The sequence below is a fragment of the Kribbella sp. NPDC104218 genome (assembly GCF_055584105.1).
Genome location: NZ_JBVJMQ010000001.1, coordinates 1,842,049 through 1,858,564 on the forward strand (window position 1 = coordinate 1,842,049; position 16,516 = coordinate 1,858,564).

Consider the following 16,516-nt stretch of genomic DNA (forward strand, 5'->3'; position numbering starts at 1 on the left):
ATAGGAAAACCGTCGCGCTGCTGGGGAATCGTTTGCTTAGGTGGTCTCCGGAGGTGGCTGACGATGCAGGAAGGTGTGTTGCTCGACGCCCGGGAGGAGCGCGCGTACCGGCTGCTCGTCGGGTTGTCGGCCGCGCGAGCGATGGACCTGGCCGAGGTGGCCGAGCTGCCGGCGCCGGAGGCTGCTGAGGTTCTGCAGCGGTTGCAGGCGAAGGGTCTGGTCGCGGTGACGACCGCTGAAGACCCGGTGTTCCGTCCGCTGCCGCCGGACGTCGCACTCGGGACGACGTTGCTGCGTCGCCAGGAGTCGCTCGAGGCGGCCCGGAAGACGGTGGCGGCGCTCAGTGAGGAGTTCCGGGCCAGTGCGAGCCGGCGGGACGCGCATCACCTGGTTGAGGTGATTGTCGGCGCTACCGCGCTGCGGGAGCGGCTGCGCGACCTGCAGGAGTCAGCTCGGCAGGAAATCCTCTGGTTCTGCCGGGCGAACCCGCTGGCGATGCAGGGGGCGGACAACACCGAGGAGTACGGCGCTCTGTCACGCGGCGTCCGCTATCGGGCGATCTATGAGCGGGCTCTGCTCGCCACCCCCGGTGAGCTGGACAGCATCGCCGAAGGCGTCAGCTGGGGTGAAGAAGCCCGCACGCTGCCCACACTGCCCGTCCGGCTCGCGATTGTGGACCGGGCGACGGCTGTCTGCCCGCTGGTCCGGGACGACGAGGTGGGGATCGGTGAGCCGACCGCTGCGGTGATCAGCCGCGGTCAGCTGCTCGATGCGCTGCTGGCACTGTTCGAGAGTCACTGGGAGCAGGCGACGCCGGTGGCGCTGCAGTCCGGCGACCAGTCCGACCCGGGCGCTCTCGATGAGCACGAACGCTTCCTGCTCTCGCTGCTGGTCGCAGGGGTGCCGGACAAGTCGATTGCGTCGCAGCTCGGGATCAGCCGGCGTACTGTGCAGCGCCGGCTCGACCGGCTGATGACACTGGCCGGCGTCGACACCCGCACCGGTCTGGCCTACCAAGCCGCGAAACGCGACTGGCTCTGACCGGTGCGGGTTCCGTCGACTACTTCACGCCGTACGCCCGAATGACGGTCTGCGTGAACTTCGTTCCGTTCGGACCAGTGGCCTGGACCTTCAACGACACCGTGCCGCGAGCGTTGCCGACCAGTGCGCCGTAGTGACCGAGCGCCCCAACCACAGGGAGCTTGCGCCAGCTAGCGCCTTCGTCGAACGAGGCCCATGCCTGCAAGGTGTGCGCCCGTGGCGCCTCGAATCCGAGCAGGTGCGTGCGCGGCGTACGTCCGTTCGCATCGGTCGGCACTTGGTAGCCGACCTGCAGCAGCGACAACGGCGTCCCCTTGTCTTCAGCGGTCTTGGCGGAGCGGAACTCCCAGGCGGTCTGGGTGCGCGTTCCCCAGAGCCACTCCGCGTCATCGCGGGCCGTGTTGAGCTCCAAGCGGTACGCCGCGTCCGCACTGGTGGTGATGACGTCGTCCCAGGCGTCGGCCAGGTCCGCGATCGGCTGTCCGTTCCGAGACAGGGTGGCGGACGACGACGTGGCCTCGCCGTTCGTGTAGTGGCCGGCCGCATCCACGAACGACGGGATGCGGAACGACAACCGGTCACCGGTCCGAGTGGACACCTCACTGGGGACGACGGCCGGCCGGACGACCGGGCCGAACCACGTCTCCTTCGACGTCCCGGCACGGTAGCTGCGCGGCGGTGCGGTCAGACCGGACCGCAGCGGGCCCATGGTGTCCCAGGTGTAGAGGTGATGCACCCGCTGCTGCCAGAGCGAGTCGCCGGCGCTGACCCACTCCTCACGAGTCTTCGGCGTCTCGACGAACCGCTGCTTGTCGTTCCAGGCGTATTCCTGCCAGGGACGCCAGCCGAACCGCTGCTCCTTGGCCCAGTTGAATCCGCCGTTGTCGTTGTACTGCGCGGTGATCCGCGCGCTGTTCGCCGCAGTCACCTTGTGTACGACGCGGGCCGGGATCGAGCCGCTCGACACCTGCTGGACGTCGTACAGGTACGGGCTGGACGTCGTCAGCGTCAGCTCGATCGTCGCCTGCGCGCGGCGGGCGCGGTCGATCAGCCGCTGGCCGTCCTTCGCGGTCGTCACCATGGCCGGGATCGGCTCCCGATCCCCATTGGGGCGCCAGACCGTCCAGGCGCTCGAGTCCGCCGGACGGACCAGGATGATCGCCGCCGCACCCGCCTTGGCAGCCGCTGCGATCTGCTCCTGGTCGTTCAGCACGTCACTTGTGTGCTGGACGACCAGCGCGCCCTTGACCCGCTTGAGATCCGCATCGGCGTACACGAGGGGGAAGCGCCGCTTACCGGCGTACGACGGCGACTGGTGCAGCAGATTGATGTCCAGTGGGCCGCTGACGCCGGGAACCGCGGCCTGGACCATCGGTGCGACCAACTGCCAGCGGGACGCGAACTCGAACGTGCCGTCCTTGACCGGCTTGGTCGGCGTCACGTTGATCTGCTTGACCGAGCTGAAGTGCATCACGCCGTGACTGATCGCGCGGCCGCTGCCGAACTTGCGGTGGACGTAGTAGCTCAGGATCGCCTGCTGTTCCGCGGGTTTCGGCGTCTCGATCGTGATCGGCACGGCCTTCCGCGCGTCGATCACGTACTCCAGGTCCTTGGTCACCACGATGTTCGGGTCGGTGATGAGGCTGTACTGCTCGTTCTGCGGGTCGTTCTGGTCGACCAGCGAGTGCATGAAGTAGGTGCCCTCCTCCACCTCGGCCTCGAGGGTTTCCCCGTCGCCGATCCAGGCCAGCGTGTCGGACCGCGGGTTGGAGCCGAACAGCGTGACGACCGGAACGCCGGTCGGCTTGCCGTCGCGGTCGATCGCTCGCAGCTTCACCGTGTGCTTCGGACCCTGCTTGAAGGTGCCGACCGCGGTGTGGGTGACGACGCCGCCCGGACCGGTCGCAATGACCCAGCCGCTGTGCACACCACGCTCGAGCTTCGCGTCCGCCAGCGTCACCGGGACGTCGGTGCTTCCGCCTGCCGGAACGGTCACAGTGGCAGGCAGACCGAACGCATCTGTCTCCGGCTTGTTGGTGTCCAGGTTGGTGACGGCAATGGACAGCGTCAGCGTGATCGGGGTGGAACCGTCGTTGCGGTAGGTGATGGTCCGGCTGGCCGGACTGCCGGCGAAGTCGGCCACACCGCTGGCAGTCACCTGCTGCGCGACCGCTCGGGTCAGGTCGACACGGCCGGCGCCCTGGGCGTAGACGGACTGGCCCGGCTGGGTCTTCGCCGTGCTGGTCAGTGAGTCCTTCAGCCGGTCCGCCTTCCAGTCCGGGTGCTGCTGTGCCAGCAGCGCTGCGGCGCCGGCCACGTGCGGCGTCGCCATCGACGTACCAGAAGCTGCGGTGTAGTGGTTGTCGATCGGGCTGCCCATGTCCGTACCCGCAGCGCGGGCAGCGACGATGTCCACACCCGGTGCGGTGATCTCCGGCTTCAGTCCGCCGTCGCCGACGCGCGGACCGCGGCTGGAGAAGTCAGCGAGCTTGTCGGCCCGGTCGACCGCGCCCACGGTCAGAGCTGCGGCTGCGGCGCCCGGCGTACCGACTGTCTCGTCCTGGCCTTCGTTGCCCGCGGCCACGACGAAGAGCGTGCCGGTGCGAGCGGTGAGGTCGTTGATGGCCTGGCTCATCGGATCGGTCCCGTCGGTGGGGCCGCCGCCGAGGCTCATGTTGACGACCTTGGCGCCCTTGTCGGTTGCCCACTCCATCCCGCCGATGATCCACGACTCGTAGCCGATGCCGTCGTCGCTCAGCACCTTGCCGATCAGCAGGTCCGCCTGCGGTGCGACGCCCTTCCGGGTGCCGCCTGCGCCGGCGCCGGTCCCGGCGATGGTCGCTGCGACGTGGGTGCCGTGCCCGAAGTGGTCAGCCGGGCCGGTCGCGCTCGCGGAGAAGTCCTGGCTCTCCTTGACCCTGCCGACCAGATCCGGGTGCTGCGCGTCCACACCGGTGTCCAGTACGGCGACCTGGACGCCGGAACCCTGGTAGCCGGCCTTCCACGCATCCGGAGCACCGATCTGCGGGACGCTCTTGTCCAGCACCGGACGGACCTTGCCGTCCAGCCAGACCTTGGTGACGCCGCTGTTCAGCGCGTGGGCGCCCGTAGCGGGCCGCAGCGACTGCCACAGCGCGGACAGCTGGTCCTTGGACGCCGAAACGGCGGCTGCGTCGATCGACGGCAGCTGACGGGTGGTCGTCGTACCGGTGAGCGTCGTGGCGCTCCGCGCGCCGTCCGCGTACTTCACGATCAGTGGGAGCTGCTGGACGGCGGAATCGCCGTAGCCGTCGGCAATCAACTCGTCCACGTCGAACAGGTCGGCGTCGATCACACCGGAGGCGATGTACTGGACGGCGTCACTGGGCAGGACGCGCAGTCCGCCGTCCGCCTCCACGGTGTGGAACGCGACGCGCTCACGTCCTGGTGCGGGCTGGACAGTCGCGGCCTTCCGGCCGTTGCCGGCATCGGTGACCGATACGACGTCACCGGTGATGAGGGTGACTGAGGTGGTGCTGGGGGTGACAGCTGGGCGTGGCGGTGGCGCTGCGGTCGCGGGGGTGGCCGTGACTGCGCCCAGCGTCAGTACCGCCGCAAGGGTGGCGGCGGTGGTCCGGGTGGAAGGCATGGACAGGTCTCCTCTTCCAGAGGCAGGGGGCATGCACCTCTTCCGACCGAGTTTGCAATCCCGTTACGGACCTCCGCCCTGTCCATCACTGCCGTCCCTGCGACATGGCGCAAGCGCGCCACGACCCGTCACCATCAGCTCATGAGTGCACAACAGGTGGTCCGCAAGTGGGCCTGGCTGGCGACGCTACTGATCGGCGGGGCGCTGTACCTCGCCGTCCTCGCGGTGCTCACCGACACGAACAACCCCAATCTCTTCCCGACGATGATCCTGCTCGGAGCGCTCGTCGTACCCCTCACTTTCGTCACATTCGCGGCCGGCCGCTCCGGACGCTGGCTGATCGACGGTCCGACACTGGGCGGCTGCCTGCTGTTCGGCGGGGTCGTGGGCGTCGTGGTGGCCGGGCTGCTCGAGTACGACGCCATGCGGCGGCTGGGCACGCTGCCGATGCTCGGCGTCGGTCTGATCGAGGAGGCGGCCAAGCTGGTCGTTCCGGCGATCCTGGTGGTGTTCTTCGGACGCCGGTACCGGACGTCGGTCGGTCGCGGCATCGTCATCGGCGTCGCGGTCGGAACCGGGTTCGCCGTCCTGGAGACGATGGGCTACGCGTTCGTCGCGCTACTGCAGTCCGGCGGGAACGTCGGCGCGGCCGAGCAGACGCTGTTCATCCGCGGCCTGCTCTCCCCGGCCGGCCACGCCGCCTGGACCGGGCTGACCTGCTGGGGCCTGTGGCGGTTCGTCAGCGCGCCCAGCGGCAAGCACCTGGCCGGCTTCGCCGGGATGTACGCGCTCGCGGTCGCCCTGCACACCGCCTGGGACGGCATCGGCGGCAAAGTCACGTACGCCGTCGTCGGCGCGATCTCGATCGGCCTCCTGCTGGTCGGCCTCAAACGCGCCGCTGCGGTCGACAACGAGCTCGCCGGTGGGCAACTGGTTCGTTAATTGGTGTTACCAGGTGCGTAAGTGGTGTGGTTGCGTGATCTGCAACGGTGACTGCGTGGCTTGACCGGTTTAGCCCGTCGAGCACGCAGGATCCAGCGCGAACACGCTCTCACAGAATAGTAACGGACACTTCTGAACTATTGACCGGTCAGTCATGCCTGAGGAATTCTCGGGGCCTCTGCAGGAACAGGTTCATACCAGGGGTGATCCATGAAGTTCCGTTCGCTTGCCACGGCCGCGGTCGCGGCGCTGTCCCTCACCGCCCTCGCGGCGTGCGGCGGCTCCGGTGGCCAGGACGACGCGAGTTCCGGGCCGAAGACGATCGACGTGTGGCTGATGAAGGGGAGCGTCTCGGACGACTTCCTCAAGCGGTTCACCGACGACTTCGCCGCCAAGCACACCGACGTCAAACTCAACGTCCAGATCCAGGAGTGGAACGGGATCGGCGCCAAGATCATCGGCGCGCTGGCCAGCAAGGACGCGCCCGACGTGATCGAGGTCGGCAACACCCAGGTCGCGCAGTACTCGGCGTCCGGCGGCGTCCGGGACCTGTCCGACAAGAAGGCCGACCTGCAGGGCGACGACTGGATCGAGGGGCTGGCCGGCCCGGGCAACTACGAGGGTAAGCAGTACGGCATCCCGTACTACGCGGCGAACCGGGTCGTGGTCTACCGCAAGGACCTGTTCGCGGCGGCCGGGATCACCACCCCGCCGAAGACGCGCGAGGAGTGGCTGGCCGCGACCGCCAAGGTGAACACCGGCGGCAACCAGGGCATCTACCTGCCCGGCCAGAACTTCTACGTGCTGTCCGGTTTCATCTGGGACGAGGGCGGCGACCTGGCAGTCCAGGAGGGCGACCAGTGGAAGGGCGCGCTGGGCAGCCCCGAGGCGCTCAAGGGGATGGAGTTCTACAAGCAGATCCAGGCGCTCGGTAAGGGCCCGAAGGACTCCGACGAGGCGAAGCCGACCCAGACCGACGTGTTCGCCCAGGGCAAGGTCGCGCAGATGATCGCCGTCCCGGGCGCCGCCGAGCTGATCGTCCAGGCCAACCCCGCGCTCAAGGACAAGCTGGGCTTCTTCCCGATCCCGGGCAAGACCGCCGACAAGCCGGGCGCGGTGTTCACCGGCGGCTCGGACCTGATCGTGCCGGAGGCCTCGGACGCCCCGGACGCGGCGTACACCTTCATCAAGGAACTGGCCGGCGAGAAGTGGCAGGTCGACCTGGCCAAGTCGATGAAGTACGTGCCGAACCGCAAGGCGCTGGCCGCCCAGGTGACCGGTGACGAGGGCACGACCGCGATGGCGGCCGGCGCCGCCAACGGCAAGGCGACGCCGAACTCGCCGAACTGGGCCGCGGTCGAGGCGAAGAACCCGATCAAGGAGTTCCAGACCAAGGTGCTCACCGGCGGTGACCCGGCCGCGGCGGCCCAGGCGGCCGACGCGATCATCACCGAGGCCCTGAACAGCGGTAAGTAGTCGTGGCTGTCGCTCAACTCGAGCGGACCGCCCCCGCCCCCGAGCCGGAACCCCCGGCTCGGGCCCGGCGGGGGCGCCCGCGTTTCCTGCCCTATCTGCTGATCGCGCCGACCGTGCTCGGGATGGCGTACCTGCTGATCTACCCGCTGATCCGCAACCTGGTCATCTCGTTCCAGAAGTTCGGGGTCGCGCAGCTGATCCGCGGCGGCGCCGACTTCGTCGGGCTGGACAACTACCGGGCGATCTTCACCGACGACAAGTTCTGGTCGGTGGTCGCGCGGACGTTCGCGTTCACCGCGATCAACGTCGTCCTGATCATGGTGCTGTCCACCTTGGTCGCCCTGCTGATCGATGCCTTGGGCAAGTGGATGCGGCTGACCCTGATGGGCGGCCTGGTGCTGGCCTGGGCGATCCCGGTGCTGGCCGCGACCACGGTCTTCCAGTGGTTGTTCCAGTCCCAGCTCGGAGTGGTGAACTGGGTGCTCGTCACGCTCGGGTTCGAGCAGTACGACGGGTACGCCTGGTTCGCCGACGGGACGTCGACGTTCGCGATCATCGTGATCATGATCGTCTGGCAGTCGGTGCCGTTCGCGGCGCTGACGCTGTACGCCGCGATCACCACGGTGCCGAAGGAGATCTACGAGTCGGCCGCGATCGACGGCGCCGGACCGGTCCGGATGTTCGGGCTGATCACGTTCCCGATCCTGCGGCCGATGTTCGGGCTGATCCTCTGCCTGGAGGTGATCTGGGTCTTCAAGAGTTTCGTGCAGATCTGGGTGATCAGCCAGGGCGGTCCGGGTGACGCGACGCTGACGCTGCCGGTCTACGCCTACCAGATCGCGCAGTCGCTGAACCGCTACGACCTCGGCGCCGCGATCTCGATGGTCACGGTGCTGCTGCTGACCGTCGTGCTGCTCGCCTACTTCCGGCAGCTGTTCAAGGAAGAGGGAGAGCTGTGAAGCCGAAGCGGTTGGTCCTCAACGTGATCGCGCTGGGCGTCTTCGCGTTCGCGGTCTTCCCGGTCTACTGGATGGTCCTGACGGCCTTCAAGCCGACCAAGGAGATCCAGGCCGAGACGCCGTCCTTCCTCCCGACGCACATCACCTTCACGCATTTCAGTACGGCGGTGAACGCGGACGGCTTCTGGCTGTTCTGGCGGAACTCGGCGCTGGTCGCGATCTCCGGCGTCCTGCTCGCCCTGATCGTCGCGTGCCTGGCGGCGTACTCGGTCGCGCGGCTGAAATGGAAGGGCCGGCAGGGGTTCATCGTGATGGTGTTCGTCGCGCAGATGACGCCGTGGGAGGCGTTGCTGATCCCGATGTACGTGATCGCGCGCGACACCGACATGCTCGACAAGCTGCCGATGCTGACGCTGATCTACTTCATGATGACGCTGCCGTTCACGATCGTGACGCTGCGCGGGTTCCTGAACGCGATCCCGGCCGACCTCGAGGAGGCGGCCCAGGTCGACGGCTGCAACCAGTTCCAGGCGTTCCGGCGGATCGTCTTCCCGCTGCTCGCGCCCGGCCTGCTGTCGACGTCCCTGTTCGGGTTCATCACCGCGTGGAACGAGTTCGCGTTCGCGAACCTGTTGATCATCAAGGAGCAGGACCAGCGCACGCTGCCGGTCTGGCTCTCGTCGTTCAGCAACACCTTCGGCACCGACTGGGGCGCGACGATGGCCGCGGCCACGCTGTTCATGCTCCCGGTCCTGCTGATCTTCCTGGTCCTCCAGGGCCGCGTCACCTCGGGTGTCGCCGCCGGGGCCGTGAAGGGCTAGTCAGTCGAACGTCAGCCGCGTCGTGATCCGGTACCGGTCTCCGCGATAGATGGAGCGCGTGTACTCGATCACGGCGTGGTCGGCGTTCCGCGTCGTCCGCTCGAAGAGCAGCGCGGGCGAGTGCAGCGGGACGCCGAGCAGCTCCGCCTCCTGCGCGTCGGTGACCGTCGGCTCGGCCGTCTGGACGGCGTCCTTCGGGGCGACCTGGTAGCGGCTGCGGAGCAGGCCGTACAGCGAGCCGAGCTCGAAGTCGCGGCCGGTGATGCCGGGGACGAACCGCCCCGGGATGCGGATCTTCTCGATACACATCGGCGCGCCGTCCACCAGGCGCAGCCGGAGCGCGGTCACCAGCTCGTCGCCGGGTGACATCTCCATTCGCTGACCGAGCCGGGCTCCGGCCGGGCCGACCTCGAAGTCGATCAACTGACTCGGCCAGGGCGAGCCCTCCGGCAACGGCGCCTGGAAGTCGCCGCTCGCGGTCGGCTCCAGTATCTGGTGCACCCGCCGGGTGAAGGTCCCCCGGCCGTGCTCGCGGCTGACCAGTCCGTCGCGGGCGAGATCGTCCAGCGCGGCCCGCAAGGTCGGCCGGGAGACGCCGAGCTCCTCGCTCAGCGACCGCTCGGACGGGAGCGGCTCCCCTGGGTTGCGCGCCTCGATCAGCCGCAGCAGCTGATCGCGAGCCTCGGTCCTTCGCATCACCGCAGCTTACCAGTGGTAAACCCTCGGCGGGCATTTACGAGCGTGCCTTACGCATTGACTTTACCAATTGGATAGACCACTCTCGATCGGGAGATTATCCGCCCCGGACCTCGAAGGTTGTGATTCCCGATGATTCGATCCCGCCGAACGCGGTTGACTGCCGCCGCCGTCGTACTGGCCGCCCTCGCGGCCGGCAGTACCGTCGCCACGACGGCCGCCGCCAAGCCGTCCGCCTGCGGTGCGTTCTTCGATGACTTCAACTACAGCTCGCGCACCGACCCGAACTTCACCGGGCACGACTGGAGCGTCCGGACCGGGGCCGGTGGTCCCGGCATTCCGAACACGTGGTCCGCCGCGAACGTCACGTTCCCCACGGTTGACGGGCAGAAGTCGCTGCAGCTGCGGGCGAGTACCGACGGCACGCCCGCTGGTACCACGCAGGCGCAGGTCCAGCAGAACACGCTGCGGTTCTTCGAAGGCACCTACGCGACCCGGTTCAAGTTCAGCGACACCCCGGTCAGCGGGAACGACGGCGACCGCGTCAACCAGACCTTCTACACGATCTCGCCGCTGGACTACGACTGGGAGCCGACGTACTCCGAGCTGGACATCTCCGAGTACCTGCCGAACGGCGGCTGGGGTGAGACCGGACCGGTCAACTTCATCACCAGCTGGAACACCTACCAGGCGAACCCGTTCGACGGCTGGCGCAAGACGACCGTGCGGCCCTACAGCCACGCCGGCTGGCACACGCTGGTCGCGGTCGTCGCCGGCGGCCACGTCCGGTACTACATCGACGGAGCGCTGGCCGCTGACCACACCACCGACGACGCCGGGCGCAACGTCTACCCGCGGCGTCCGATGACGCTCAACTACAACCAGTGGTTCATCGACCTGGAGGGGCACACCGGCGGCACCAGCTCCTACGTCCAGTCGGCCGACTGGGTCTACTACGCCAAGAACGAGACCCTGACCCCCGCCCAGATCACCTCCCGCGTGAACAACTTCCGCTCCGGCGGCACCACGCACCAGGACACCATCAGCTGCTGAGTCAGCTACCGGGTCGCAGTGTGAGATGACCCTCTGGCCCATGGACAACCAGTGCCGTTCTGAGTACGGTCCGTAAACGGCGTCCGCACCACGCCACGCACGGAGGACGCCTCCGTACTCAGAAACGGTGAGGTACCGCCCGCCAGTGGCGCCTCACTGGTGGTTGGGCAAGCAGCCCGCGACAACAGCCGCGGCCTGATGGGGGCCCACCCACCTAGGTGGGGCGGCGAACGACACTCACTCGTTCCCCGCCCCACCGACTCAACCACCCAGGCCCCCAACGGTTCCTGTTGCTCCGTCGTCTGTAGGGGTGATAGCTGAACCGGAAGAACGGGTGCGAATGGCTGAGTGGGAGCGGGCCTTCGAGGAGTTGCTGGCGGGGCGAGGCGGTGCGCTGCGGTCGTACGGGATGTTGCTGACGGGTGATGCGGCCGCGGCGGCGGATCTGGTGCAGGAGGCGTTGCTGCGGGTCTTCAGCCGGCTGCGGGTCGGCGGGGACGTCGCCCAGCTCGAGGGCTACGTACGGCGCGCGATGCTGAACCAGTTCGTCGACGGACGGCGCCGCGCGGGGCTGTGGCGTGCCAAACGGCACCTACTGGTCCACCCGGTCGCACACCACGACAACGACCATCTGCTCGCGGACGACGTCCGCCGGGCGCTTGGCACGCTCTCGCCCAAGCAGCGTGCGTGTGTGGTCCTCCGCTACTACGAGGACCTCACCGTCCCCGAGATCGCGGATCAGCTGGGCTGCGCGCAAGGCACGGTCAAACGCTATTTGTCCGATGCCCGCGTGAAGCTCGCCACCCAGCTCGCCGTACCCGAGGAGACGATGACATGACCGACCTGAAGGAACTGCTCCAGACAGTCGCCGACCAAGGCGACGGAGTGCACGTCGACCAGACCGGACTGCTCCCCCGCATCCGCCGCCGTCGCCGCGTCCGCGCCGCGGCCGCCGGAATCGGCGGAGTCGGTGTGGTGACTGCGCTCGCGATCGGTGCGTACGCCGTACTCCCCGGCGCGCCCGCAGCCGTCGAGCAGCCGCCGGTTGCCAGCAGCAACCCGACAACGTCCCCGGGGACGATGGCGACGGCAGACGGGCTGACCTGCGGCAGCACGGTCCCCGCCACCGTCCACACCGGCTCCAAGGAGCTGCTCATCACCCAGGACATGATCAAGCTGGGGATGCAGCGCGACGGAAACGGCTACAGCGGAACGTTCGTCGCCCGCGTCACCAACCGATCGGACGTGAAGCTGTACGGCGGCAATCCGCCTGCCGACTATCTGGTCGTCAGGGAGACCGGAGCGCGCAACACAGTGATCGGCCGCGGCAAGGCGACGCCGGCCCGGCACAACAACGTGCTGAAACCCGGTGAGTCGAAGTGGCTGCGCGACGTGCCGTTCGCCGTTACCAGCTGCGACGGCCAGCGGATGCCCAGCGGCTGGTACCAGCTTTACCTGCCGGGCAAGGACCAGAAACTCGCAGTTGGCCGCCTGTACCTGGAGTGAGGGTTTCGGTGCACTGAACGCATGGGCAGACTGACAGCGACCTATCCCAACCGCCCTGGGAGTCGCTGTGGCCCGCCGCCCGCTGCTGATCTTCACCGCAGTACTCGCCCTGCTCGGCTTCGGCATCACGCCGTCGACCGCAGCGACGCCGATCACCGTCAGTACGGCGATCGGCCGGCAGGACAACTCCACCGCGTCCGTCACCGGGTACGTCGTCGGTCAGCCGACCGGGACCAGCACCGTCGTCCGCAGCAACTTCCCCGACGACTATGCGCTCGCGCTCGCGGACTCCGCGAGTCAGACGAGCACCTCGGCGATGCTGTACGTGCAGATCCCGGCCGCGTTCCGGGCGTCGTACGGGTTGAAGAGCAACCCGGGTCAGCTGGGGAAGCAGATCACCGTCACCGGGACGCTGGCGGCGTACTTCTCCCATCCGGGCCTGAAGAACGCCACCGCCTTCACCGGTGGCGGCGGGTCGGACCCAGGCGACCCGGGTGATCCCGGCGACTACTACGCGGCTGCCGCCGGCAAGACCGGCCCGGCGCTGAAGGCGGCGCTGCACACGATCATCAGCAACCAGACCAAGCTCAGCTACGACCAGGTCTGGAATGCGCTCAAGGACACCGACCAGGACCCGGCGAACCCGAGCAACGTCATCCTGCTCTACTCCGGCCGCTCCCAGAGCAAGACCACCAACGGCGGCGGCGTCAACGACTGGAACCGCGAACACGTCTGGGCCAAGTCCCACGGCGACTTCGGTACCGCGACCGGCCCGGGCACCGACATTCACCACCTCCGCCCCGAGGACGTCTCGGTCAACTCCGCCCGCGGCAACCTGGACTTCGACAACGGCGGCAGCGCCGTCGCCGAGTGCACCGGCTGCACCGCGGACGCCGACTCCTTCGCCCCCCGCGCCGCCGTCCGCGGCGACGTCGCCCGGATGATCCTCTACATGGCCGTCCGCTACGACGGCGGCGACGGCTTCGCCGACCTGGAGCCCAACAACTCCGTCAACAACGGCAGCGCCCCCGCCATCGGCAAACTCTCCGTCCTCAAGGCCTGGGCCGCCGCCGACCCGCCCGACACCTTCGAGAAGCGCCGCAACGACCGCATCCACACCACCTACCAACACAACCGAAACCCCTTCATCGACCACCCCGAATGGATCCAATCCATCTGGCCCTGACGATCTGCCCCGATCTGCCCCGGCTTGCCCCGCCATCTGCCCTTCCCAGCCGCAGAAACCAGCCTTCACAGTGATCTGATGGACATAGGAATTAGGGAGCTCCGCGACGGTCTCAGCCGCCACCTCGCGTACATCCGTGCGGGGCACACGATCACGGTCACCGACCACGGCAAGCCGATCGCCAAAATCGTCCCGGTCGAGGGTCTGACCAAGTTGCAGCGACTGATCGCGGAGGGAGTGGTGCGGCCGCCGGTCAGGCCGAAGCGCCCGGCGCCGCCGCCGATCAAGACGAAGGGCACCGTCAGCGACCTGATCTCCGAGCAGCGCCGATGATCTGTTACTTCGACACCTCAGCATTCGTTCCGTTGCTGATCGACGAGTCCAGCTCGTCGATCTGTCATCAGCTGTGGCAGGAGGCCGACGACGTCATCTCGTCCCGGCTGCTGTCCGTCGAGGCGTCCGAAGCGCTGGCCAAGGCGACTCGCCTCGGCCGGGTGACCGCAAAGGAACAGACCCAGGCGCTGGGCGTTCTCGAGCAGCTCTTCCACTGCGCGACCGTCGAGTCGGTGAACGAGTCGGACTTGTTGTTCGCCTCCGGTGACCGGCAGATGCTCAAAGCCGGTGCGAATCTCGGGCTTCACCTCGCGGACGTGAACGATCCGGAGTTGGGGCAGTAGTCGTCAGTTCAGCGGGCGGCCGCTGCGCTTCGGTCCTGCCGAGGTGTAGCGGCTGTTGGCTGTTGTGGCCGAGGCGGGAGTGGAGGTAGGTGGCGAAGGCTGGGTCGGGGAGGGTCAGGTGGGTGGGGGTTTGGCGGAGGAGGCCTTGGGTCAGGGGGCGGGTGGCGGTGGACTCGAGGGTCCAGCGGGCTTGGGAGGGGGTGGGGAGGGGGATGCCGGCGGGGTGTAGGTGGGCGGCTTTGGTGAGGAGGGACTTTTCGGCGGGGGTGCAGTTGTGCCAGGCGGCTTCGTAGTGGGGGCGGGAGATGGCCGCGTGGTGGGTGGTGGCGGCTTTGGCGGTGCTGAGGGTGAGGGGGACGTCGGCGGTGGCGGCCAGGGCGCGGAGGCGGGCGGGGTTGCCGTTGGCCGCGGTCAGCAGGTGGTCGACGGCTTCGGCGGTGTGCGGTACGCCGGCCCGGCGGAGGGGTTCGGTCAGGGTGGGGCGCAGCTCGGCGTCGGTGAACGGGGTGAGGGTGCGGATGTCGAAGCGGGTGACGACGTCCGATTCGATGCCGGAGCGACCGCCGGAGGCGGCGAGTAGCCGGCTGGTGGTCTGCTCACCGCCGGCTGCGACCAGGAAGACCGGCTGGCGGTTCTGTTCGAGGCGCGCGGCCAGCTCGGTGAAATCGACCAGGTCGCGTTCGGAGGCCGCATCGAGGTTGTCGATCATCAGCACGATCGGTTCGCCCTTGGCCTTGGCCAGGGCGCCGAGGCGGTCGGCCAGGTCGTTCAGGGAGCCGCCGACCGGGTCCGGGCGTTCGCTGTCGTGCTGCTCCTTGGCGACGACCTGGAACGCGCCCGGGATGCCGATGCGGACCTCGTTACCGGACTGCGGGTTCCGGCTTCGCGAGGCGAGTTTGTCGAGGTCCTTCTTCAGTCCGCGGGCCGCTGCGAAGCCGTAGTGCTTGCGGAAGCTGTCCAGGTCCTGGCTGATCGCACGCACCAGCCGGTTCTCCAATGGCTCCCGCGGTGAGGCGTCGATCCGGAGCGACTTCCAGCCCTGGCGCGCGGCCAGCTCCGCAGTGCGGTCGAGCTCGTGGCTCTTCCCCATTCCGGGCGCTCCTGTGAACAGCACTGTCGTAGCGGTCGGCGTCCGCTGGTGGAGCGAGATGGGCCGCCCCTCGGCGTCCTGTCGGTCGATCCGGTACGCCGGCTCCCGCGTCGCCCCGAAGACCCCAACCGCTCGGCCAGCCGGTACGGCGACCTGCTGCTGCACAGCGGCGGCGACCAACGCGGGCGCCGCCGGAGTCTGGTCCAGCTGGCTGTTGACCCAGTCGCGCATCCCAGTCTCGGCGAAGTCGACGTACTCACCCCGCTCGCGCAGCAGCCCGCGCGCGACCAGCTCCTGCCGGGCCTGGTCGATCGGCTGCCAGGTAGTCGTCGCCTGCGTCTCCGCCGGCATCGACAGTCCATTGACGCCCTGCGCGGCGACCCGCGCCAGCAGCTCCTTCTGCCCGTCGGTGCACCTCTGCCACCGCCCTTGGTACAGCACCGCCGACCGCGCCTCTACTCGCGCAGCAGCGGCCGCCGCGACCGTACCGGTGACTCCGGCCGGCGGCGAGGCCAGCTCAAGCGCAGTGTCCGCGAGCGTGCGCAGCCGGCTCGGGTCGCCGTTCGCGGCCCGCAGCAACGCCTCAACACCTGCGCGCTCGTACGGCACTCCTGCCCGGTCCATCGGCATTGTCAGCGCTGGCCGCAGCTCGTCGGCCGACATCGTCCCCAGCTCCCGGATGTCGAAGTCGACCCGCCCGGACACCGCCTGGATCCGGCTGGCCGTCAGAGCGCCACCCGCCGCGACCAACCACACCGGTTGGCCGCGCTGCTGCAGATGTCCGGCCAGCTCGTTCAGCCCGGCCAAGTCGGACGCCGATGCCGCATCGACGTTGTCGACCAACAGCAGCACCGGCTTGTCGGCGAGGTCACCCAGCTGATCCGCCACGTCGGTCAGCGTCGTACCGGGCGGTGCGGACGGCGTCGCGTCCCACTGGCGCTTGGTGATGAACTGGACCGGCCCGCCGCCGACCCGCACCTCAGCGCCGTGCTGCACCTTCCGCTGCCGCTGCGTCAGCTCTCGGACCGCCCGCTTCAGCTTCCGGACCTGAAACCGGCCGAACTGCTTCCGCAGCGAACCCATGTCGTCAGTGATCGCCCGCGTCAGCCGATGCTCCAGCGGTTCGCGCGCCGACGCCTCGACCCGAATCGCCGTCCATCCGCGCTGCGCGGCCAGCTCCTGCGCTCGGTCCAGCTCCAGCGTCTTGCCCAAACCGGGCGCTCCGGTGAACAGAACCGCTCGCTGCGCCGGTAGCGCCGCCGACAACGACACCGGCCGCCCCAGGCGGTCAGTACGACTCGCTGCGTACGCCGGGCGTCGCGGCGTCCCGAACACCAGGCTCATGCCGCCAAGCCTGCGCATCCCAGCTGAACACAACCCCTCCAACACCTGAACGGAGCGCGCGAATTCTGGTCTAGTCGCCATCCGGAAATCTGTCAGT

General features: G+C 68.5%; 14 protein-coding genes. 11 read left to right on the forward strand and 3 right to left on the reverse strand.

The genetic code is table 11. The features are described from left to right. Positions 1–63: 63 nt before the first annotated feature. Entirely contained in the window at positions 64–1,041 is a 978-nt protein-coding gene (locus tag ACZ6ZD_RS08840; RefSeq protein ID WP_465669872.1) for a helix-turn-helix domain-containing protein, read from the forward strand. A 19-nt stretch (positions 1,042–1,060) separates the two neighbouring features. On the opposite strand, the gene ACZ6ZD_RS08845 is transcribed toward ACZ6ZD_RS08840, so the two are convergent. Continuing rightward, on the reverse strand, positions 1,061–4,669 hold the full coding sequence (locus tag ACZ6ZD_RS08845; RefSeq protein ID WP_465669874.1) for a S8 family serine peptidase: 3,609 nt from the start codon (positions 4,667–4,669) through the stop codon (positions 1,061–1,063). A 141-nt stretch (positions 4,670–4,810) separates the two neighbouring features. Here ACZ6ZD_RS08845 and ACZ6ZD_RS08850 point away from each other — a divergent pair, with 141 nt between their 5' ends. The 4 genes from ACZ6ZD_RS08850 to ACZ6ZD_RS08865 all read left to right on the forward strand — a co-directional run bounded on the left by ACZ6ZD_RS08850 (position 4,811) and on the right by ACZ6ZD_RS08865 (position 8,867). Continuing rightward, entirely contained in the window at positions 4,811–5,611 is an 801-nt protein-coding gene (locus ACZ6ZD_RS08850; RefSeq protein ID WP_465669876.1) for a PrsW family intramembrane metalloprotease, read from the forward strand. 210 nt (positions 5,612–5,821) lie between these two features. Next, entirely contained in the window at positions 5,822–7,087 is a 1,266-nt protein-coding gene (locus tag ACZ6ZD_RS08855) for an extracellular solute-binding protein (RefSeq protein WP_465669878.1), read from the forward strand. A 2-nt stretch (positions 7,088–7,089) separates the two neighbouring features. Then, positions 7,090–8,046 (forward strand): carbohydrate ABC transporter permease, encoded by a 957-nt coding sequence (locus ACZ6ZD_RS08860; protein WP_465669880.1) that lies wholly within the window; start codon positions 7,090–7,092, stop codon positions 8,044–8,046. Then, entirely contained in the window at positions 8,043–8,867 is an 825-nt protein-coding gene (locus ACZ6ZD_RS08865) for a carbohydrate ABC transporter permease (RefSeq protein WP_465669882.1), read from the forward strand. Before ACZ6ZD_RS08860 ends, ACZ6ZD_RS08865 begins: the two co-directional genes overlap by 4 nt. On the opposite strand, the gene ACZ6ZD_RS08870 is transcribed toward ACZ6ZD_RS08865, so the two are convergent. Next, entirely contained in the window at positions 8,868–9,563 is a 696-nt protein-coding gene (locus ACZ6ZD_RS08870) for a GntR family transcriptional regulator (protein ID WP_465669884.1), read from the reverse strand. It abuts the gene before it with no gap. Positions 9,564–9,695: 132 nt separating this feature from the next. Between ACZ6ZD_RS08870 and ACZ6ZD_RS08875 the strand changes: the two genes are divergently transcribed. The 6 genes from ACZ6ZD_RS08875 (at position 9,696) to ACZ6ZD_RS08900 (ending at position 13,985) form a co-directional block, all read left to right on the forward strand. After that, the gene (locus tag ACZ6ZD_RS08875; RefSeq protein ID WP_465669886.1) at positions 9,696–10,616 is read left to right on the forward strand and encodes a glycoside hydrolase family 16 protein; all 921 of its coding nucleotides are present in this window, start codon (positions 9,696–9,698) and stop codon (positions 10,614–10,616) included. A 340-nt stretch (positions 10,617–10,956) separates the two neighbouring features. Continuing rightward, positions 10,957–11,454, forward strand: coding sequence for an RNA polymerase sigma factor (locus ACZ6ZD_RS08880; protein WP_465669888.1), 498 nt, complete (start codon positions 10,957–10,959; stop codon positions 11,452–11,454). Continuing rightward, a complete protein-coding gene (locus ACZ6ZD_RS08885) occupies positions 11,451–12,122 on the forward strand; it encodes a hypothetical protein (protein WP_465669890.1) in 672 nt (223 codons plus the stop codon). Before ACZ6ZD_RS08880 ends, ACZ6ZD_RS08885 begins: the two co-directional genes overlap by 4 nt. Positions 12,123–12,189: 67 nt before the next feature. Continuing rightward, positions 12,190–13,308, forward strand: a complete 1,119-nt coding sequence (locus ACZ6ZD_RS08890; RefSeq protein WP_465669892.1) for an endonuclease — start codon at positions 12,190–12,192, stop codon at positions 13,306–13,308. A gap of 78 nt (positions 13,309–13,386) precedes the next feature. Next, on the forward strand, positions 13,387–13,641 hold the full coding sequence (locus ACZ6ZD_RS08895; RefSeq protein WP_465669894.1) for a type II toxin-antitoxin system Phd/YefM family antitoxin: 255 nt from the start codon (positions 13,387–13,389) through the stop codon (positions 13,639–13,641). After that, positions 13,638–13,985 carry a type II toxin-antitoxin system VapC family toxin gene (locus tag ACZ6ZD_RS08900; RefSeq protein ID WP_465669895.1) on the forward strand — a complete coding sequence of 116 codons (348 nt, stop codon included), beginning with the start codon at positions 13,638–13,640 and terminating at the stop codon, positions 13,983–13,985. The genes ACZ6ZD_RS08895 and ACZ6ZD_RS08900 overlap by 4 nt, the downstream gene beginning before the upstream one ends. Here ACZ6ZD_RS08900 and ACZ6ZD_RS08905 read toward each other — a convergent pair. Then, a complete protein-coding gene (locus ACZ6ZD_RS08905) occupies positions 13,921–16,419 on the reverse strand; it encodes an AAA family ATPase (protein ID WP_465669897.1) in 2,499 nt (832 codons plus the stop codon). The genes ACZ6ZD_RS08900 and ACZ6ZD_RS08905 overlap by 65 nt on opposite strands. Positions 16,420–16,516: the final 97 nt, after the last annotated feature.